Genomic DNA, 18,608 nt, shown 5'->3' on the forward strand with positions numbered 1-18,608 from the left:
CCACAACTCATCAGGAACCAACCGCCACGACAACGCATCAACCACAATGGACGATCATCCCGGACGACGGGTCAAGATCCAAACGAGACACGCTCTAAGATCACGTTTCCCAAATCACGCCATTTCCCACGATAATCCGAGTCGTGAACACGTAGTGAGTACACAAACCGGCGGCGTCCTCACTCGATCAGGCGTAGTGCATCACCCATTCACCAATCGCAGCCATGATCAATTGCTTCGACCGGTTGGGATCATCGGGCTTACCGTGGTCGGTGGATGCGGTCTTGGCCTGTGCCCCGCCAAGTGGCAGGTGTGCAGCGTTACGGGACGATCATGACCGAAACACTGAACCTGTGACTGACGAGACGGATAACAAGCAGGATTTGACGCGGCAGCTGCCGGAGTAGCACGTGCGGTCGCGCGGTTCGGCGGCCCGAGGCTGCTCGCCGCGGGAGCCGTCGTGCAGGTGGCGTTGCTGGTGATCATCGCCGCGATCTCGTTCGCCGGCCCGGAGGGACGGTGGCAGTGGGAACTGTGGTTCCAGCTGCCCGGCATCGCCTACGGCGCGGCGTTGGGCCTGCAGTTCGCGCCGCTGATCGGCGTGGTCATGGAGGCCGTGCCGACGGAGATCGCGGGGCTGACCGGCGGCCTGTTCTCGACCATGCAGCAGGCGAGCGTGGCCATCGGCATCGCCACCCTGGGCGGACTGCTGACGACCGTCGCGTCGGACTCCGGCTTCGACACGGCGTTCGGAGTCGTACTGCTGGTCAACGTCCTCGGCGCACTCGCCTTCGGCGCGGCCGCGCTGGTCCTCGGCCGCGTGCAGCGTCGGCGGACCGCCCAGGCCGACGTCCGATGAGCCCCACCGCGGTCAGCCCTGGTCGGCGGCGGGCGGATCGTCGCGCGTCAGGAGCTCGCGCACGACCGACTCCCGGAGCGCGGCCGGGTCGTCGCCTGCCGCCAGGACCGCGGCGTGCACACGGTGCAGGACCCGGCCGGCCGCGTCACGGGCCTGCTCGGCTGTGTCACGGGCCTGCTCGGCCGCGGCGTGCTGTGCCTCGAGCCGTTCAAGCTGCGAGCGCAGCGCCGCCAGTTCGCTCTGCGCCTCGCTCTGTGCCGACGCGGCGGCGCGTTCGGCGGCCTGCTGCTCGGCAGCGGCCTGCTCCAGTCTCCGGGAGAGCTCCTGCTCCCGTTCGGACGCCCTGGCCAGGTCCGCACGCACCTGCTCGAGGTGCTCGGCGGCACTCTCCGCCCGTGCAGTGAGGCTCTCCTCCAGATCGCGGCTGCGCCTGCGGTGCTCGTCGAGTGCGGCGACGGCACTGTCGCGCTCCCCGGTGCGTTCGGCCAGCTGGGCACGCAGCTCGTCGAGCCGCTGCAGCAGTTCGTCAGCATGCCTGCGCACGACCTTGTTCTCGTCCTCGGCGCGCCGGGCCCGGTCGATCGCGGCCTCCGCCGTGGCCTCCGCCCGTGCCCTGGCCAGTTCGGCCGCGTCGGCGGTGTCCACGGCTGAGGCCGCCCTGGCCACGGCCTCCTCGGCCTCGGTGCGGGCCTGTTGGGCGTCGGAGACGGCCTCGGCACGTTCCTGTTCGGCCCGGTCGGCGCGCTCGTCGGCCTCGCGCCGGGCTCGGGCGGCCTCGTCCGCCGCGCGATCGGCCTCGTCGGCCCGTGCCGCTGCCGCGGTGAGCTCGTCCTGCATGCGGGCGGTCACGGTGTCGAGGGCGCTGCCGAGCGTCTGCAGCGGTTCGAGCACCTGCCGCGAGGCGTCGGCGAACGTGTCGGTCGCCTCCCGCAGTGCCGTCGGCGGATCCGTCTCGCCGAGCGCCTCCCGCAACGCCTGCTGCGCGGCCGCCAACTGCTTGCACGTCTTGTCCCCGGGCCATCGGCGGTCGGGGCAGAACTCGTAGGGCCGCCCGCCCCGCGGTCCAGGTGGAGGAAGGGGCCGCTTGCAGTGACTGAACCCGCACAGGGCGGTCTGCGCCTCCGGCAACGTCACGGTCACGCTCTCCGAGCTCATGCCGTCAGCCTAGTCATGGGTTAGATAACATCCAACTCGGGTTAGCACTTATACAACTAGAACACTGCACAGCTACAGAACATACATTTTGTAGCCGAGTTCGCCGAGGCTCGATCAGTGCGGCGCTGAGCGGGTCATGAGGGCGGTGCGACGGGCTCGACGGGCCCGCCCGAGCCGGTGCGAGGCCGAGTCGAAAAACTGGGCTGCGCCACGGTCCCCGGGGCTGCAACACGGCCTCCCGAACCCGCAACACGCGCCCCTGAACCCGCAACACGGGCCCCGGGGGCTCGGCCATCACCACTCGGCCAGGCGTCCGTCGGGAAGGCGCCAGTCCGGGTCGGGCAGGGTCCAGTCGCTCTCGCCGCGGGCCACCGCCTCCGGGTCGAGATCGACCCCGAGCCCGGACCCGGCCGGCACGGGCAGGTGACCCGCGGAGGGACTCAGCGGGGCCGGATCGACGAGGTAGTCGTGCATCTCGGCCGCGGCCAGCCCGGCGTAGCCGGTGTTGTAGTGCAGTCCGAGCGACTGTTCGAGCAGCGGGACGTTCCCGCAACACGCGGCGACCTGCAGCGACGCGGCCAGCGAGATCGGCCCGTTCGGACAGTGCGGCACGACGGGCACGTCGAACGCCTCGGCCATGCGGCAGATCTTCTCCAGTTCGAACAGGCCGGTCAGCGACACGTCCGGCTGGAGCACGTCGACCACACCGCCGGTCAGCAGCTCGCGGAAGTCCCGCCGGGTCGTACACCGCTCTCCGGTGGCGATCCTGGTGGCGCCCTTGGCGCGGCAGATGTCCGGCAACAGGGCGTCCAGTCCCGGCGCGACGGGCTCCTCGACCCACAGCAGGCGGAACTGTTCGAGCTCACGCAGTAGGGGAGCGACCATGGACCGGTGGACGCGTCCGTGGAAGTCGAGCGCGATGTCCAGCTCGGTGCCGAACTCGTCGCGCAGTGCGCCGACCCGCGCCACGACCTCGTCGACGGCGGCGGGCGACTCCAGGAGGTCGAACTCGGCGGTCGCGTTCATCTTGACCGCGCCGTAGCCCTGGCCGACCCGCGTCCTGGCCTGGTCCACGACGTCGCCCGGCCGGTCGCCCGCGATCCACGCGTACACGCGGACCCGATCCCGCACGGGACCGCCCAGCAGATCGTGGACCGGAACACCGAGCCGTCTCGCCTTGATGTCCCACAGTGCGTGCTCCACGCCTGCCGCGGCAGTGGCGAGCACGGAACCGTCGCGGAAGAAGGCGCCGTCGCGGGCCCGGTGCCACAGTTCCTCGATCCGCCGTTCGTCCGCACCGTGGAGCACCCGGTCGAGTTCGGCCACCGCTGCACACACGGCCCGCGCGCGTTTCGGCACGATGGCCTCGCCCCACCCCGTCACCCCGTCGCTGGTCCGGACCCGCACCAGGATCCAGCGCGGTGCCACCGTGACGCTGCGGATCTCGTCGATCATCGCCCCAGCCCGTCCCTTCGGCTCGTCCACGGCGTTGACGCCCCGATCCGCCGATCCTAGGGTCGAAACCGCGGTCGGGACAGAGGTCAAACCAATGACGCGCCCCTCCGCATCCGACGACAACCGATGCCGCCGAGGAGCGTCGATGTCCGACAGCACGGCACGCACAGCCGCAGGCCAGGCCGTCGCAGCACAGCTGGAGCGGGACAGGGTGGTCGCCATCTTCCGCGGCCTCCCGCCCGAGCGGTGCCGGGACGCGGGGCTGGCGCTGTTCGAGGCGGGCCTGCGCAGCTTCGAGGTCACGCTCAACACCGACCAGGCGCTGGACGGCATCCGAGCACTGCGGGATGCCCTTCCCGCCGAGGCGGCCGTCGGGGCAGGCACCGTGCTCACCGCCGACGACGTGACCGCGGCACGCCGCGCAGGCGCGAGCTTCGTCATCTCGCCCGACGTCGACGAGCCGGTCGTGAGCCGGACGTTGGACGAGGGCATGGCCTCCGTCCCCGGCGCGTTCACCGCGACCGAGGTGGTGCGCGCCTGGCGCGCCGGCGCCCACCTGGTGAAGGTCTTCCCGATCTCGCCCGTGGGCGCGGAGCACATCCGGCAGCTGCGCGGGCCGCTCGCCGACATTCCGCTGCTCGTGTCGGGCGGAGTCGACGCGGGCCTCGCCGCGGAGTGTTTCGCTGCGGGCGCCGACGCGGCGGGGGTCGGTCTTCCGCTGTTCGGCGTCGACCCCGACTCGGCGAGCGTCGCCGACATCACGGATGCAGGCAGGCGGTTCCTCCAGAAGGCCGGCGCGGGCCAGGGGTGAGATCGGTGACGGCCGGGGGCGGCGCTGGGGACACTGCGGCGGGTGGCCGGTTCGCCGGGAGGGTGGCGCTCGTGACCGGCGCGGGGCGGGGGATTGGTGCCGTGATCGCCCAGGTACTGGCCGCGGAGGGCGCGAGCGTGACGGTCACGGACGTCCGCGGCGCCGCCGACACCGCACACGCGATCACCGACGCAGGCGGCCGCGCGGCCGCCGTCGACCTCGACCTGACCGACCGGAAGGCCAGGGACGGTCTCGTGGACGCCGTCCTCGGCCGGTGGGGACGGCTCGACGTCCTGGTCAACAACGCGGCCGCACACGGTTCGCGCGTCCCGCTGGCCGAACTCGACTACGCCGAGTGGGACGCGGTACTCGAGGCCAACCTGGCCGCCACGGCGTTCCTCAGCACACAGGCGGCCGCCGCCATGACCGGCGGCGGCTCGATCGTCAACGTGGCCAGCATCCAGCAGCGACTCCCGTTGCCGCACTACGGCGCCTACATCGCCAGCAAGGGCGGCATCACCGCGTTGAGCAACGCCCTCGCCGTCGAACTGGCACCGGACGTGCGCGTGAACCTGGTGGCCCCCGGCGTGATCGACACCGAGTCGTTCCGGACGACACCCGGCGCCGACGCGCTGAGTAACGGGGCAGGGAGCGACGGGGCAGCGACCGGCGCGCAAGCACAGCCCGCGACGCTGCTCGGCCGGGCCGGGACCGCACACGAGATCGCCCGGGCGGTCGCGTTCCTCGCCTCGGACGAGTCGTCGTTCACCACCGGCGCGACGCTCACCGTCGACGGGGGACGGACACTGAGCCGGAAGCCGGACCCGCTCGCCGGTGGCTGACGAGCGTCCGTGATCAGTGCGTGCCCACCAGTTTCGTCTCGATGTCCTCCAGGCTGCGGCCCTTGGTCTCGGGTACGACCAGCACGGCGAACACCCAGGCGACGAGCGCGATGCCGGCGAAGATGAGGAACACCGTCCCGGTGCCCACGGCCAGCAACACCGGGAAGAACAGCCCGACGGCGAAGTTGCCGATCCAGTTGACGAACGTGGCGACCCCCATCGCGGCGCCCCGCACACGCAGCGGGAAGATCTCGCCGAGCATGATCCACATGATGCCGCCCCAGCTCATCGAGAAGCTGACCTTGAACAGGGCGAGGGCAAGGATCGCGATCCATCCGCCCGCACCACCGCCGGAGAACCCACCGAGGAAGAAGGTCAACCCGACGGTCAGCATGCACGCCGCCATGCCGAGCGCGCCGTAGATCAACGGGCGCCGCCTGCCCATCCGGTCCACGAGCATCAACATCACGACGGTCACGACCACGGTCAGCGCTCCGAGGCCGGCGTTCGCGAGGATCGCCGCGCTGTCCCCGAAGCCGATGCTCGTCAGGATCGAGGGCGCGTAGTAGATGATCGTGTTGATACCGACGATCTGCTGCAGCAACGCCAGCCCGCAGCCCAGGAACAGCACGCGACGGAACCGGCGGGTGCGCAGCAGCTCCATCGTGCTCGCGTTGCCGACGCTGTGCGCGTCGATCTCCCGGATCTCGGCGATCTCGCGTTCGACCTCGTCGGCGTCCCGACTGCGCCGCAACACCGCGCGAGCCTCGTCGACGCGTCCCTTGCGCACCAGCCATCGAGGGCTCTCCGGTTGGAAGCGGACGCCGATCATCATCACGACGGCCGGCACGGCGGCGAGTGCGAACATCCACCGCCAGGCGCCGGCCGGGCTCAACGCGAGGTTCACCAGGTAGGCGACCAGGATGCCGCTGGAGATCATCAGCTGGTTCAGGCCGGAGAGCTTGCCGCGCGCGCGGGCGGGCGCGAGTTCGGACAGGTAGATCGGCACCATCACCGACGCCGTGCCGACCGCCAGGCCCATGATGAACCGCGAGAGGATCACCACGAGTGCGTTCGGGGCGATGCCGGCCAGTACGGCGCCGATCGCGAAGACGAAGCCGGCGACGAACACGATCGGCTTGCGGCCCACGCGGTCCGACACCGGCCCGCAGCCCAGCGCGGACACCATGGCACCGACGATGAGCGAGCTCGTGACCATGCCCTCCTGGAGAGGGGAGAGGCCCAGCTCGGGGGTGATGAACAGCAGGGCGCCCGCGACGACGCCGAGGTCGTAGCCGAACAGCAGGCCGCCGAGCGCGCCGAAGAAGTAGGTCGACGCCATGGATCGTCGGCGGTTCGTGGTCGGACGTTCCGGTGTGGGGCTCTGCGCGGCGTCCGCGTCCTGGACCATGGGTTCACCTACTAGGCGATAGAGGTCTGACCTCTTCCCGAACTTTGGGAGCACGATAGGACACGGTCTTCATTTCGTAAATGGGCGGAAATCCGTGGTGGCGCCCGCACCGAGGCCGAAACGGACACCGCGACGAAAACGGGAACGCAGTGCCGTCCGTGCCCGTCCGTCCGCATCCGGTCAGACCGCGTCGAGCACGAAGAACAGAAAGCAGAGGAAGGCCTCGCGTCCGCGGAGCTGCTCGCCGAACTCGTGGGGGAACCGTTCGCGGGCACCCGGCGCGGGCGGCGGCTCGTCGATCACGGAGATGCGGAAGCCGGCCGACGTGAACGCCGCGGTCATCGCGGCCAGCGGCCGGTGCCAGTAGGTGAGCACGGCATGCTGGCCGGCGAACGTGTACTCGTCCGACCACCGGGTGAGCGCGAAGTAGTCCGCCTCGGGGTGGGCCAGCTTGTAGATGATCGGATGGTTGACCACGACAACCGCCCTGCCGCCGGGGCGCAGGACCCGGCGCAGTTCCGCCAGGGGAGCGGACCAGTCCCGCAGATAGTGCAGCACGAGGCAGGCGACCACGTCGTCGAACGCCCCGTCCGGATAAGGCCACGGCTCGGCGAGGTCGGCCAGCCGCAGCGCGACGTCGGGACCGAGGCGCTCACGTGCGAGGTCGAGCATCGCCGCACTCGCGTCGAAACCGGCCACCGTGGCCCCGCGGGCCCGGAGATCCGCCAGGACCGGGCCCGCACCGCACCCGGCATCGAGCACGCGCCTGCCCGCGACGTCACCGAGGAGCTCCAGCACGGCAGGCCGGGCGTAGTAGGCGTTGACGAGGCTCTGCTCGTTCTCGGCGGCATAGGCCTCGGCGAACGCGTCGTAGTCGTTCTCCACCGGCCCAGTCGACCACGGCGATCCGCACCGGGTCGTCGGACGCGCCGCGGAATGGCCGGTGGTGGCACACATGAGGCGGCGCCCGCACCGGAAAAACCGGTACGGGCGCCGCCAGTGGTGGGAGCGAAACCTCGACGGCTCAGGAGCGACCGCGGCGGGCCTTCAGCTCCTCGAGCCGCTCGTTGAGCAGTTCCTCGAGCTCGGGGACCGACCGCCGCTCCAGGAGCATGTCCCAGTGCGTACGCGGGGGCTTGGCCTCCTTCTGCTCCTGCTGACCGCCCTCCACGATGTCCGACTCGCTGCCGTGCAGCCGGCACTCCCAGGTGGCGGGCACTTCGGCGTCGTCGGAGAAGGGGACCTCGAACTCGTGGCCCTTCGGACAGGCGTAACGCACGCTACGCCGGGGAGCGAGGTCGTGATTGCGGTCGGTCTCGTAGCTAACCGCTCCCAACCTGCTTCCACGGAGAACACGGTCGGCCATGATGAGTCCTTTCAGTCGGCTCCCGGTCTGGAGCCAGGGTCATGCTCACCGAGTGCAACGAACACCGGTGCCAGGTTCATTCCCCGTCACCCGAATCGTTACCCACGACTCACCGCATGACCCCGGGTAAACAGCTTCTCCTTGAAGGGAGACGGCAACCGCCTCCGCATGACGCGTCGATGACGTTCTTTCGCGGGTGCATCCCCCATGCGGGTGAGACGGCGATACAGCTGCCTGGCCAGCCGGGTCAGGTCAGCCGGAGCTGACCGTGGCCCGAACCCGCAGGCCCGAGATCGCCGAGGCGGTAGTGCCGCCGACACAGTACTTGGTAACGCACCGTAGCCGCCTCCTCGCGCGCCCGTGGTGTCGCCTGATTCACCTCGGCGGAGGACACGTCCGACGCATCGTCCGAGGTATGCGTGCCGGGGCCGGGCACGGCCGGGGGATCGGACGGCGTGTCCGCGTCGTTCCCGTCGGCGGGTTCTGCGGTGTCTGCTACGACGACGGTGTCGCCGGTGCGCAGCACCCGTTCGCCGCTCACGCGGGCGTTGAACCGGCCGGGAAGGCCGCACCAGCACAGCACCTCGACCTGCACGGGCTGCAACTCGTCGGCGAGCTCGAACAGTCGCTGCGCACCGGGGAACAGCCGGCTCCGGAAGTCGGTGGCGATGCCGAAGCAGTAGACGTCGACGGTTGCCTCGTCGGCGAGTTCCCCGAGCTGTTCGACCTGCTCGGGCGACAGGAACTGCGCCTCGTCGACGATCAGGTAGTCGACGTGCGTGCCCTGTTCCCACGCCCGCCGCACCACGGTGCGCAGATCGGTGGCGCCGTCGAGCTCGATCGCCTCGCGCGTGATCCCGATGCGGCTGGTGATCTGCCCGGGCCCGGACCGGTCGTTACTCACCAGCAACAGACCCTGCCTGCCCTGACGTGCCAGGTTGTGGTCGATCTGCAGCGCGAGCGTCGACTTCCCGCAGTCCATCGGACCGTACGAGAACTTGATCCTGCCCACGTTCGGAAGCTCACGGCGCGAACCCCACGCGGGGACCGGCGAGAGCGCGTCGGTCGGATCGGCTCCGGGGTTCTCCACCGCTGTCACGCCGGTGCACCCTAGCCGCTCGCCGAGCTACAGCACCGCAGGCGCTCTGTTACCGGCCGCCGCGATGGCCCTTCTCACAGGCAACAGGAGCACCAACACGAAGCCGATCACGAAGAAGATGATCAGCGCGAGGATGGCGTACCGGAACGTGCCGGTCGCCTGACCCACCGCCGCGAACAACAACGGCCCCAGCCACGACGTGCCGCGCTCACCGACCTCGTAGAGGGAGTAGTACTGCGCCTCCTTACCCGCCGGGATCATCTGGCTGTACAGCGAGCGGGAAAGCGCGTTGGTGCCGCCCATCACCAGGCCGATACCCACCGCCAGCGAGTAGAACTGCAGCGCCTGGCCCGCCTCGACGAAGTAGGCGTAGACCAGCACCAGGACCCACACCAGCAGGCTCGCGAGGATCACCTTCTTGGCGCCGAACCTGCGCGCGGCCAGTCCGTGCAGCATCGCGCCGAGGTAGGCGACGAACTGGATCACCAGCACCGTCACGATCATCACTTCGTCGTCGAAGCGCAGCTCCTCGGTGCCGTACTGCGCCGAGACGTTCACGACGGTGCTGATGCCGTCGGTGTAGACCAGGTAGGCACCGAGGAAACCGAGTGTCAACGGCAGAGCCATGGCAGCCTTCGCGGTGTCCCGCAGCTCGACGAAGCCCGCCGTGAGCACGCTCAGGCCCCGCTCCCTGCCGTGCGGAGGCTGGTGTTCGCGCAGACGCATGAGCGGGATGATCGTGAACCCGGCCCACCAGAGCGCCGACAGCAGATAGCAGATGCGCACGGCCGTCGACTCGCTGATGCCGAACGTGTCCCTGCTGAGGTAGAACGCCAGCTGCACGGCCAGTGCCGTGCCACCGCCGAGGTAACCCCACGCCCAGCCCCTGGACGACACCTCGTCGCGTTCGTCGGGGGTCGCGATGTCCGGCAGGAACGCGTAGTAGGTGACGATCGAGGCGCCGTACCCGATGTTGGCCACGATGTAGAGCACGGCACCGAGCTCCCACCGTCCGTCGTCGACGAAGAACAGCAGGGCCGTCGAACCAGCGCCGATCAGCGCGAACAGCCCGAGCATGAACTTCTTCCGCTGGCTGCGGTCGGCGATGGCGCCCGCGATGGGCAGCACGAGCACCTGGACGACCGTGGCGACCGCCAGCAGATAACCCCACAGCGAGCCGGCGGGGAACGTCAGGCCGAGCACCGAGATGTCGCAGTCCACGAGGCGGTTCTCGTTGCCGTCGGGGCCCGTACAGGCACCGGGGCCGTTGCGCGCGATGTCGCTGCGGGCGGCGTCGGCGGCCACGGAGCTCATGTACAGCGCGCCGAACACCGTGATGACCGAGGTGTTGAACGCCTGGTTCGCCCAGTCGTAGAGGTACCAACCGCGCTGTTCCCGTTTGCGCTGCGCCGGGTCGGCGGGTGGTTGTGGCCCGGGCGACGTGCTCGTCATTCGTGTGTCCCCATGTCGCTGTGGTTCGGTTGTTCAGGCCTGTGTGCGCCGTCGTCGGTGCGCAGGATCGCGTACTCCAGATGTGTCTGCGTGTCGCTGAAACATCCCCCGCGTGTGGTATGTGATAATGCCGTTTCCAGTGTGACAGTTGTGGCGACTGTCCGGTTTGCTTACCGTGCCGTTATGGACAGACGCCGGTTCCGCGGCCTGACGCGGGGATTCACCAAGCTTCTCCTCATCGCCATGGCCGCCCTCGGCGTCCACCTCGCACTCGCGGTCCCGACCGCCGCCGACCCCAGCCGTTCGGACTGGGCCAAGCTCCGCATGTGCGAGTCGACCGAGCGGTACCACGTGAACACCGGCACCGGTTACTACGGTGCGTACCAATTCGACCTGCCGACCTGGCGCAGCGTGGGCGGACAGGGACGTCCGGACCAGGCGAGTCCGGCCGAACAGGACTACCGCGCGCTGTACCTGTACCGCATGCGTGGATGGCAGCCCTGGGAGTGCGCCAACATGGTCGGCCTCGTCGACGACGCGGACGCCCGCAGCAAGGTCGTTCCCAGCCGCGGGGACGCCGCCTACATCGGTGGCCGGAAACCAGCGCCCGTGCCCGCCCCCGCACCCCAGCCCGCGCCGGGTCCGGCACCCGCGCCCGAGGCGAAGCCCGCCTGGTCGGGACTGGTGTACGCCTACGGCGACTGCGCGCCGGCGCTGCGCACGTTCCAGTTGCGGATGAACGATCTCGGCTACGACTTCCAGGGCACGGGCTGCTACTACGACAAGACCAAGCAGGCCGTGCTGGACCTGCAACGTGCCAACGACATCCGCGATTCGGGCAGGCTCGGCCCGAAGACGTGGAAGGCTGCATGGGAAGGGGTCGCACCGCGCTGAGCCGGGTCCGTGCGGGACGGTCGTGGAGCCGTGGGGACGGTGGTGGTCTCCGGGCGCGGATGGGTCGTCGAGCTCAGCGGGACGGCGCGTCGTCGTCGGCGGCCGCGTCAGCTGCGGGTTCGCCGGTCGATGACCACTGGCCCCGTGCGACGAGGAGATCGCGCAGCACGTCCGGCCGGTCGGTGACGATGCCGTCCACGCCGAGGTCGAGCAGCTCGCGCATCTCGGCACGCTCGTCGATGGTCCACACATGCACCTCGATGCCGGCGTTGCGGGCCGAACGCACGAAGGCCTTGTCCACGACGGTCATCCGGCCCTGTTTGCGCGGCACCTGGGCCATCGCGCCGCGGCTCAGCAGACCGAGTCGCAGGAACGGCACCCAGCCGCCGGCCCACAGGATCGCTGCCGAACGCGGACCGCACGCCGTGACGAGCCGGTCGCCACCGAGCTTGCGGAGCCGGGCGAGACGGGAATCGGAGAACGCGGCCGCACCCACGCGGTCGAACGCCGAGGTGCGCCTGATGGCGTCGACGAACGGATCCACGGCGTCGTCGGCCTTGACGTCGATGTTGAAGTGCACGTCGGGCAGTTCCTCGAGTACGTCCTCGAGGCGCGGGATCGCCGCACGCCCGCCGATCTTCGCGCGCCGGACGACGTCCCACGGCTGTTCGGCGATCGGCCCGGTGCCGTCGGTCGTGCGGTCCAGCAGCGCGTCGTGGTGGACGACGACGACGCCGTCGGAGGTCGCGTGGACGTCCGTCTCGACGTAGCGGTACCCCTCCTCGGCGGCGCGGCGGAACGCGGGCAGCGAGTTCTCCAGTCCTTCGAGATCGCCCAGGTGCCATCCGCGATGCGCGAAGGCACGGGGGACAGGGGCGTCGAGGTACGGATGGATCCGGGGTGCGTGCGCCACGTCGTCCAGTGTGCCGGACCGGCGTGGCCACGGCATGGACGTGGTGTGGCCGTCTAAGGTCGGCGCGGTGAGTACTTCGCCGACCCGTGAGGAGCTCCGGGCACTACGGAACGAGGCGCCGCAACACTGCGGGTGGTGTGGCCGTTCGCTGGAACAGGGCGCGTCGGCCGGCCGCAGGCGCCGGTACTGCGGACAGTCGTGTCGCCAGCGCGCGTACGAGCGGCGCACGGCCGTTCAGCGCACCGGTCTGCCCGAGGACGCCGTCGTGCTGTCCGGCGAGGAGATCGCCGCGTTGCAGGATCGGCTGTTCCAGCTGCGATGCGCGGCCGAGGACGTCGCCACGGCCGCCGTGGACGGAGCGGGCAGCGACGAACTCGAGAAACTCGCCGGCGAGGTCAGCCGGATCGCGCGCGACATCGAAGCGCTCCGCTGACGGCCCACACTCGCCCCTGTTTTGTCACCGTGACGAAACAGGGGCGAGTGTCCGGACGTTGGATCACGAGGGGAGAGGTGGCTGTCGGCCGCGGTGGAGTACCTCCGCGGCGGTGTCGTGAACGCAGGGGCGTCCAGTCCCGGTCGGTGTGCCTACTCCCAGCCGTCGAGGACGATCTTGCCGACGGTGCGGTTGTTCTCGATCCGCTCGTGGGCCTGGCGCAGCGTCTCGCGGCTGATCGGGCTCAGCGTCTCCGTCGTGGTCGGACGCACCTTGCCGGCATCGGTGAGCCTGCTGACCTCGGTGAGCATCCGGTGCTGCTCGGCCATGTCGGGCGTCTGCTGCGTCGGCCGGGTGAACATGAGCTCCCAGTGCCACGTGATGCTCCGGGGCTTCAGCGGCTCGACGTCCCGGGGGCCGTCGTCGATGGCCACGATCTCGCCGAAGGGCCGCACGATGTTCGCGTAGGTCTCGATCTGTCCCTCGGAATGGGCGGTGAAGAGCCAGTCCACGCCGCCGGGGGCCAGGTCGAGGACCTCGGCCGACAGGTCACCGTGATGGTTGACGGTGTCCTCGGCGCCGAGGTCGCGGACCCAGGCCTGCCGTTCCGCGTCGGACGCGGTGGCGATCACGCGCACGCCGGGGAGCAGCGCCTCGGCGAGCTGGAGCAGGATCGACCCGACACCGCCGGTCGCACCGATGACGAGCAGCGTTCCCGTGCTGGCCTCGGTGAGGCGGAACCTGTCGAACAGGGTTTCCCATGCGGTGATCGCCGTCAGCGGCAACGACGCGGCGTCGGCGAACGACGTCGACGCCGGTTTGGGGCCCACGATCCGCTCGTCGACGAGGTGGAAACGCTGGTTCGTCCCGGGACGGTCGATGGTTCCGGCGTAGAACACCTCGTCGCCGGGTGCGAACAGGCTCACCTCGTCGCCGACGGCGCGAACGACACCGGCGGCGTCGAACCCCAACACGCGGAAGCCGTCGGCGGGCGCGCCGGCACGAAGCTTCCTGTCGACCGGGTTGACCGACACGGCCCGAACATCGACGAGCAGATCGTGTGGACCCGGCTGCGGAGTCTCGACGTCCCGGGCGACGAAGGACTCCGGGTCGGTGGCGGGAAGGTTGTCCGTATAACCGATGGCGGTGTGCGTCGTGCTCATGACTCCACGATTCCTCACCAGGTGCGGAAACGCCTCAGGAGAGGCCTCGGAAGTGGTCGCGGCAACCCGAACAGCACTCCGACGGACACTACCAGAGTGCCGATAATGGACATTATGTTAAGTAGTGTTCGTGAGGGCCGCCAGGACCGCCTCCTCCGAGCCTCTCCCGGCCTGCGCACCGACCCACGACACTCGGGCCGGCCTCGCTCGCTTCGTGGCACGCTTTCCCGGTGTCCTTCTCTGTGTCGCCGGACGCGCTACCGAGCTGGCTGCCCACGTGGTGTCTCGACCGCTTCGGCAGCCGACCCGACACCGTCCTGTTCCGACACCGATCGCTCTCGGACGTCGTCGCTCACTACGCGCACGCGTTCGCGCGGTTGATGGCCGGCTTGGCTTCGGTTCCAGGTCCCACCACCGGTCGATCCGTCTCAGCGTCGCCGATGACGCCGTCGACGACCGCACGGCCGCGGGCGTGCGACCACTCTCCTACTTGTGTGCTCGGCCGAACCGGGCCAGGCAGTGCCACACCTGTTTGACCCACTGCCGCGGATGACGTCCCGCGCGGGCCGCTGCGCCGACGACCGCGGGGGTGAGCTCGGTCCCGAGTTCCCGCGCGAGCTCGACGATGTGGGCGCCTCGGTAGTCCTCGTCGAACGCGTCCGGCGTGGCGCGGAATCCGGGATGGAACTCGACGCGGCAGCCCGTTCGCTCGGCCCACTGCTCCACGTCGGTGCCGGCGAAGCACGGGTCCAGCACGATGGCCTCGACGTCGCTGTGCAGGTGCACCTGCCCGTGGACGTGCGCCTCGACGGCGTCGTCGAGGTCGTCGACCCCCGATTCGTCGGCCATGCGGCTCAGCGTCGGCAGCATGCGCGCATCCCCGACCTCGTCCGGTTCCCACACCGAGTCGGGAAAGCAGAACGTGGACCGGTCGAGCACCTCGGGCCGCATGCGCAGGTAGGACGATCCGAACCGGATGGCACCACCGTACGGATCGCCGCCGCGGTTCCACGCTCCGTACACCGGCCGCGCTGACGCGGGCCCGTGGTCGTAGCGGCCATCGAACAGTCTGCTCTCCCACCGCCACCGGTCCCCTCCCGGGAACGCGGTCAGTCCCCCGTTCGAGATTCCCGTGGTGAACTGCGACCGGTACACGCCGTCCTCGGCGAGCGAGGCGATGACCTTCCGTCCGTTGTGGGGCCAGTCCGGGTGGAACTGCAGGGTGACGGCCTCGACGCGGGCAGCGGCCCGGGTGCGCACCCCGTCACCGGCGCGGTCCTCGACCCGGGCGTGAGCGCTGTCGTCGGCCCTGTCTCCGGCTCTGTCTCCGGCCCGGTCGTCGGCGCGCATGGGCGCATCGTACGAAGCCGCGCGGGCGGCTCACCAGCGATTTTCCGGTCGGGAGTCAGTCCCGTGCCCGGCCCCGCGCGTCGAGCTCCGCGGCCTCCTCGGGGGTCGGTGCCGTGCCGCCGAGATGCGCGGGCAGCCACCAACGGTCGTCCTCGTCCGCGGGCCGGTCCGGATAGCCGGCCTGCAGTTCGTCCAGGATCTCCTGCATCCGGGTGCGCAGCTGTCCGGTGAGCAGGTCGGGGTCGTCGTCCGGGGTGGGACGGAACGGCTCGCCCGCGTGGATGTGGATCGGCACGTGCCGTTTGGTCAACGTGCGCGGCCTGCCCTTCGTCCACAGCCGCTGGGTTCCCCACAGCGCCATGGGAACGACCGGCACGCCCGCGTCGGCCGCCATCCGCACCGCGCCGGACTTGATCGGCTTGACCGTGAACGACCGGCTGATCGTGGCCTCCGGGAACACCCCTACGACCTCGCCCGACCGCAGCCGGTCCACGGCCTCGTCGTAGGAGGCCTTACCCGCGGCGCGGTCCACCGAGATGTGGTGCATACCGCGCATGAGCGGGCCCGCGATCCGGTTGTCGAAGATCTCCTTTTTCGCCATGAAGCGCACCAGCCGCTTGGCCGGCTGCGCCCCGAGCCCGCAGAAGATGAAGTCCAGGTAGCTGACGTGGTTGCACGCGATCACCGCCCCGCCGCTGCGCGGGACATGTTCGGTGCCCGTCACCCTCAGTCGGTTGTCCAGCACGCGGAACATGGTCTTGGCCGCCAGTACGACGGGCGGGTACACGATCTCTGCCACACCGCCAGGCTACGCAACCGTAGGTTTGCTCGCTCGTGGCTGGGTCCCCGGTCACATCACCACGCCACCTGAGCTGGTCGCGCCACCCGGGCCGCCTCGCGCCAGCCGCCTCGCGGGTGCGGTTCACAGCCGCCACAGCTCGCGGGCCGAGGACAACGTCTCCCGGTACTCGGCGTAGCCGCGGCGGTACCGTTCGGCCGCCGCCGGATCGCACTCGACCGTCTGTGCGTTGGCCGCCCAGCGCTCCGCGTCGAACGGCCTGCCCAGTGCCTCGGCCGCGACGAGGACCGCGCCCCGTGCCCCGACGCCGGGATCGCTCGGGATGACGATCGGCGTGCCGAGGACGTCGGCGAAGATCTGCGTCCACGCCCTCGACCGGACGCCGCCCCCGCAGGCGTACAGCGTCCCGGACAGTCCCGCCGCCTCGAAGCAGTGCCGGGCGGCGTAGGCGATCGACTCGCACAGCGCCCGGACGACGTCGGCAGGTCCGTGTTCGAGCGTCAGCCCCGAGAACTGCGCCCGCGCGGCCGCGTCCACGAACGGCGCGCGCTCCCCCGACGCGGACAGGAACGGCAGCGCGCGCACCCCGTCGGCTCCGGGGCCGCTCTCGGCGAGCAGGTCGTCGATGCGCTCGACCTCGATGCCGAACATGCGGCAGGCCCAATCGATGCTGGCGGTGCCGACCATCGCGGGCATGGCCCTGAGGTAGGTGCGCTCGTCCGGTGTGGCCAGGAACATTCCCGCCGGCTCGGCGTCGGCGTCGAACCACGCGTCGTCGGTCAGCACCTGACAGGCCAGCGTGGTGCCCGCGGTGAGGATGCCGTCGCCCGCCCTGCGCACGCCCGCTCCGATCGCGCTCGCGGGCAGGTCGAACGGTCCCGCGGTCACCGGTAGTCCCTCGGGAAGGCCCAGCAATTCCGCGCCGCGCGAATCGAGCGAGAAGACACTGCGCGACTTGGCCGGTTCGGCCAGCAGGTCACGCCGGTGGGACAGTCCGCACGCGGCGATGGCACCGTCGTCGTAGCGTCGGGTGGCCGGATCGAGGAACGGCAGGGACGCGTCGGACACGTCGACGGTGATCTCACCGGTGAGGCGCTGCAGCACGGCGTCCACGCAGTAGCCCGCGACGACGGCCCGGTCGAGCGACTCGGGCTCGTGTTCGTCCAGGTGGGACAGGATCGGACCGGCGCATCCGGGGAACATGCCCGATGCCGTCCTGCGGAAGACGTCGTCGGTGACGCCGCTGGCCTGCCACGCCGCCAGCCGTTCGTTCGCGCGACCGTCCAGCCAGGACACGGCCGGCCGGACCGCAGCGCCACTCTCGTCCCGCAGCCACACGCCGTCGCCCTGCCCGGTCAGCGCGAGAGCCTCCACGCGGCCCTCGAGCGCCCGCGCGACTTCCCTGACCACGGTCGCGACCGTGCCCACGACCTGGTCGAGGTCCTGTTCGACCCGTCCACCCGGCAGCTGGTGTACCTCCGAGGGCGTGCAGGCCTGCGCGACGGCCACGCCGGAGTCGTCGAACACGACGGCCTTGGTCAGCGACGTTCCGATGTCGACACCGATGATGTGGTTCATCGCAACACGTCCGGGTTCGCCACGTTGAGCAAGGTCTCGCCGCGCGCGTAACGGCCCACCTCCGCCGCGACGATCTCGGCGGCGCGCTGGGCGGTCTGTTTGCTGCAGCCGGCCAGGTGCGGGGTCGCGATCACGTTGGGCAGGGACCGCAGTTCCCAGTCGGCGGGTGGTGGTTCCTCGTCGTAGACGTCGAGTGCCAGCGCACCGAGTTTGCCGCTGCGCAACAGGTCCGGCAATGGCGCGTAGTCGAGCAGCCCGCCGCGTGCCGAGTTGACCAGGACCGCGCCCTCGGGAAGCAGCGCGAGCTTCTCGGCGTCGATCAGGTGGTGGGTCTGCTCGGTCAGCCGGGCGTGCAGGCTGACCACGGGACTGCTGCGCAGCAGTTCGTCGAGTTCGACCAGGTTGGCACCGTCGGCCGCGACCCGGTCGGCGTCGGCGTACGGGTCCGCGACGAGCACCCGGGAACCGAAGGCCACGAGGACCTTGGCCACGCGGGCGCCGATGGCGCCGTAACCGACCAGGCCGACGGTCGTACCGTCGAGTTCGAGACCCGCGTTCGGGTAGGCGTAGTAGTCCCCGCGCCACTGGCCGCCGAGCAGTTCGGCCGACGCGGTGGGGATCCGGCGCATCGCCGCGAGGATGAGCCCGATCGCGAACTCCGCGGCCGCGGCCGCGTTCCGTCCGGGTGCGAACGTGACCGCGACGCCCGCCTCGGTCGCGGCGGTCAGGTCCACGTTCACCGGGCCGCCGCGGCACACCGAGACCAGGCGCAGGTCCGGGGCCGCCGCGAACACCTTCTTCGTGAACGGGGCCATCTGCGTGACCGCGACCTCGGCATCCCCCAGCGCCTCGATCACCTGGTCCTCGGTGCCGCTGGCTTCCTGCACCCCGCCGACGGGGCCGAAGGGCTCCACCGGCCACGGCAGCGACAGCTCGCTGAACTCCGCGTCGGCCACGTGGGCGCGCACCGCGTCGGTCAGCAGGGTCGTGCCGACGAATTCGTCTCCTGCAGCGAGTATCCGCAACGT

At 70.3% G+C, this 18,608-nt stretch carries 18 protein-coding genes; 5 read left to right on the top strand and 13 right to left on the bottom strand.

What is annotated here, in order from left to right; genetic code table 11:
• Window positions 1-460: 460 nt before the first annotated feature.
• Window positions 461-859: a hypothetical protein gene (locus tag IF64_RS0102595; RefSeq protein ID WP_030530353.1), complete on the top strand. Its 399-nt coding sequence runs from the start codon at window positions 461-463 to the stop codon at window positions 857-859.
• A 12-nt stretch (window positions 860-871) separates the two neighbouring features.
• On the opposite strand, the gene IF64_RS0102600 is transcribed toward IF64_RS0102595, so the two are convergent.
• Entirely contained in the window at window positions 872-2,014 is a 1,143-nt protein-coding gene (locus IF64_RS0102600) for a coiled-coil domain-containing protein (RefSeq protein WP_145600357.1), read from the bottom strand.
• Between the two features lie 294 nt (window positions 2,015-2,308).
• Window positions 2,309-3,469 carry a galactonate dehydratase gene (gene dgoD / locus IF64_RS0102605; protein ID WP_030530355.1) on the bottom strand — a complete coding sequence of 387 codons (1,161 nt, stop codon included), beginning with the start codon at window positions 3,467-3,469 and terminating at the stop codon, window positions 2,309-2,311.
• A gap of 145 nt (window positions 3,470-3,614) precedes the next feature.
• Here dgoD and IF64_RS25125 point away from each other — a divergent pair, with 145 nt between their 5' ends.
• Both IF64_RS25125 and IF64_RS0102615 read left to right on the top strand, forming a co-directional pair.
• Window positions 3,615-4,280, top strand: a complete 666-nt coding sequence (locus tag IF64_RS25125; RefSeq protein ID WP_051757423.1) for a bifunctional 4-hydroxy-2-oxoglutarate aldolase/2-dehydro-3-deoxy-phosphogluconate aldolase — start codon at window positions 3,615-3,617, stop codon at window positions 4,278-4,280.
• A gap of 71 nt (window positions 4,281-4,351) precedes the next feature.
• A complete protein-coding gene (locus tag IF64_RS0102615; protein ID WP_169741916.1) occupies window positions 4,352-5,122 on the top strand; it encodes an SDR family NAD(P)-dependent oxidoreductase in 771 nt (256 codons plus the stop codon).
• A 13-nt stretch (window positions 5,123-5,135) separates the two neighbouring features.
• Here IF64_RS0102615 and IF64_RS0102620 read toward each other — a convergent pair whose 3' ends face one another.
• The 5 genes from IF64_RS0102620 to IF64_RS0102640 form a co-directional block, all read right to left on the bottom strand.
• Window positions 5,136-6,533 (bottom strand): sugar porter family MFS transporter, encoded by a 1,398-nt coding sequence (locus IF64_RS0102620; RefSeq protein ID WP_084705605.1) that lies wholly within the window; start codon window positions 6,531-6,533, stop codon window positions 5,136-5,138.
• 180 nt (window positions 6,534-6,713) lie between these two features.
• The gene (locus IF64_RS0102625; protein ID WP_030530359.1) at window positions 6,714-7,418 is read right to left on the bottom strand and encodes a class I SAM-dependent methyltransferase; all 705 of its coding nucleotides are present in this window, start codon (window positions 7,416-7,418) and stop codon (window positions 6,714-6,716) included.
• 139 nt (window positions 7,419-7,557) lie between these two features.
• Window positions 7,558-7,899, bottom strand: coding sequence for an RNA polymerase-binding protein RbpA (locus tag IF64_RS0102630; protein WP_030530360.1), 342 nt, complete (start codon window positions 7,897-7,899; stop codon window positions 7,558-7,560).
• A 247-nt stretch (window positions 7,900-8,146) separates the two neighbouring features.
• The gene (locus IF64_RS0102635) at window positions 8,147-8,998 is read right to left on the bottom strand and encodes a thymidine kinase (RefSeq protein ID WP_030530361.1); all 852 of its coding nucleotides are present in this window, start codon (window positions 8,996-8,998) and stop codon (window positions 8,147-8,149) included.
• A gap of 27 nt (window positions 8,999-9,025) precedes the next feature.
• Window positions 9,026-10,450, bottom strand: a complete 1,425-nt coding sequence (locus tag IF64_RS0102640) for an MFS transporter (protein ID WP_030530362.1) — start codon at window positions 10,448-10,450, stop codon at window positions 9,026-9,028.
• Between the two features lie 183 nt (window positions 10,451-10,633).
• Here IF64_RS0102640 and IF64_RS0102645 point away from each other — a divergent pair, with 183 nt between their 5' ends.
• Window positions 10,634-11,344, top strand: coding sequence for a transglycosylase family protein (locus IF64_RS0102645; protein WP_030530363.1), 711 nt, complete (start codon window positions 10,634-10,636; stop codon window positions 11,342-11,344).
• 73 nt (window positions 11,345-11,417) lie between these two features.
• On the opposite strand, the gene IF64_RS0102650 is transcribed toward IF64_RS0102645, so the two are convergent.
• On the bottom strand, window positions 11,418-12,257 hold the full coding sequence (locus tag IF64_RS0102650) for a glycerophosphodiester phosphodiesterase family protein (RefSeq protein ID WP_246134709.1): 840 nt from the start codon (window positions 12,255-12,257) through the stop codon (window positions 11,418-11,420).
• Between the two features lie 67 nt (window positions 12,258-12,324).
• Between IF64_RS0102650 and IF64_RS0102655 the strand changes: the two genes are divergently transcribed.
• On the top strand, window positions 12,325-12,690 hold the full coding sequence (locus IF64_RS0102655) for a hypothetical protein (protein WP_030530365.1): 366 nt from the start codon (window positions 12,325-12,327) through the stop codon (window positions 12,688-12,690).
• Between the two features lie 152 nt (window positions 12,691-12,842).
• Here IF64_RS0102655 and IF64_RS0102660 read toward each other — a convergent pair whose 3' ends face one another.
• The 5 genes from IF64_RS0102660 to IF64_RS0102680 form a co-directional block, all read right to left on the bottom strand.
• The gene (locus tag IF64_RS0102660) at window positions 12,843-13,853 is read right to left on the bottom strand and encodes a zinc-binding alcohol dehydrogenase family protein (RefSeq protein ID WP_030530366.1); all 1,011 of its coding nucleotides are present in this window, start codon (window positions 13,851-13,853) and stop codon (window positions 12,843-12,845) included.
• A 486-nt stretch (window positions 13,854-14,339) separates the two neighbouring features.
• Window positions 14,340-15,203, bottom strand: coding sequence for a DUF3626 domain-containing protein (locus IF64_RS0102665; RefSeq protein WP_084705607.1), 864 nt, complete (start codon window positions 15,201-15,203; stop codon window positions 14,340-14,342).
• 55 nt (window positions 15,204-15,258) lie between these two features.
• Window positions 15,259-16,002, bottom strand: coding sequence for a lysophospholipid acyltransferase family protein (locus IF64_RS0102670; RefSeq protein ID WP_030530368.1), 744 nt, complete (start codon window positions 16,000-16,002; stop codon window positions 15,259-15,261).
• 123 nt (window positions 16,003-16,125) lie between these two features.
• Complete coding sequence (locus IF64_RS0102675) at window positions 16,126-17,580, bottom strand: FGGY-family carbohydrate kinase (RefSeq protein WP_030530369.1); 1,455 nt, start codon at window positions 17,578-17,580, stop codon at window positions 16,126-16,128.
• On the bottom strand, window positions 17,577-18,605 hold the full coding sequence (locus tag IF64_RS0102680) for a 2-hydroxyacid dehydrogenase (protein ID WP_030530370.1): 1,029 nt from the start codon (window positions 18,603-18,605) through the stop codon (window positions 17,577-17,579). Before IF64_RS0102680 ends, IF64_RS0102675 begins: the two co-directional genes overlap by 4 nt.
• Between the last annotated feature and the right edge of the window lie 3 nt (window positions 18,606-18,608).

The sequence above is a fragment of the Prauserella rugosa genome (genome assembly GCF_000719975.1).
GTDB classification, from domain to species: domain Bacteria; phylum Actinomycetota; class Actinomycetes; order Mycobacteriales; family Pseudonocardiaceae; genus Prauserella; species Prauserella rugosa.

Bases quoted from the DNA above. Each gene is read 5' to 3' on its own strand.
- IF64_RS25125 (WP_051757423.1), top strand. From the start codon at position 3,615: ATGTCCGACAGCACGGCACGCACAGCCGCAGGCCAGGCCGTCGCAGCA.
- dgoD (WP_030530355.1), bottom strand. From the start codon at position 3,469: ATGATCGACGAGATCCGCAGCGTCACGGTGGCACCGCGCTGGATCCTG.
- IF64_RS0102675 (WP_030530369.1), bottom strand. From the start codon at position 17,580: ATGAACCACATCATCGGTGTCGACATCGGAACGTCGCTGACCAAGGCC.
- IF64_RS0102660 (WP_030530366.1), bottom strand. From the start codon at position 13,853: ATGAGCACGACGCACACCGCCATCGGTTATACGGACAACCTTCCCGCC.
- IF64_RS0102630 (WP_030530360.1), bottom strand. From the start codon at position 7,899: ATGGCCGACCGTGTTCTCCGTGGAAGCAGGTTGGGAGCGGTTAGCTAC.
- IF64_RS0102600 (WP_145600357.1), bottom strand. From the start codon at position 2,014: ATGAGCTCGGAGAGCGTGACCGTGACGTTGCCGGAGGCGCAGACCGCC.
- IF64_RS0102640 (WP_030530362.1), bottom strand. From the start codon at position 10,450: ATGACGAGCACGTCGCCCGGGCCACAACCACCCGCCGACCCGGCGCAG.
- IF64_RS0102620 (WP_084705605.1), bottom strand. From the start codon at position 6,533: ATGGTCCAGGACGCGGACGCCGCGCAGAGCCCCACACCGGAACGTCCG.
- IF64_RS0102645 (WP_030530363.1), top strand. From the start codon at position 10,634: ATGGACAGACGCCGGTTCCGCGGCCTGACGCGGGGATTCACCAAGCTT.
- IF64_RS0102665 (WP_084705607.1), bottom strand. From the start codon at position 15,203: ATGCGCGCCGACGACCGGGCCGGAGACAGAGCCGGAGACAGGGCCGAC.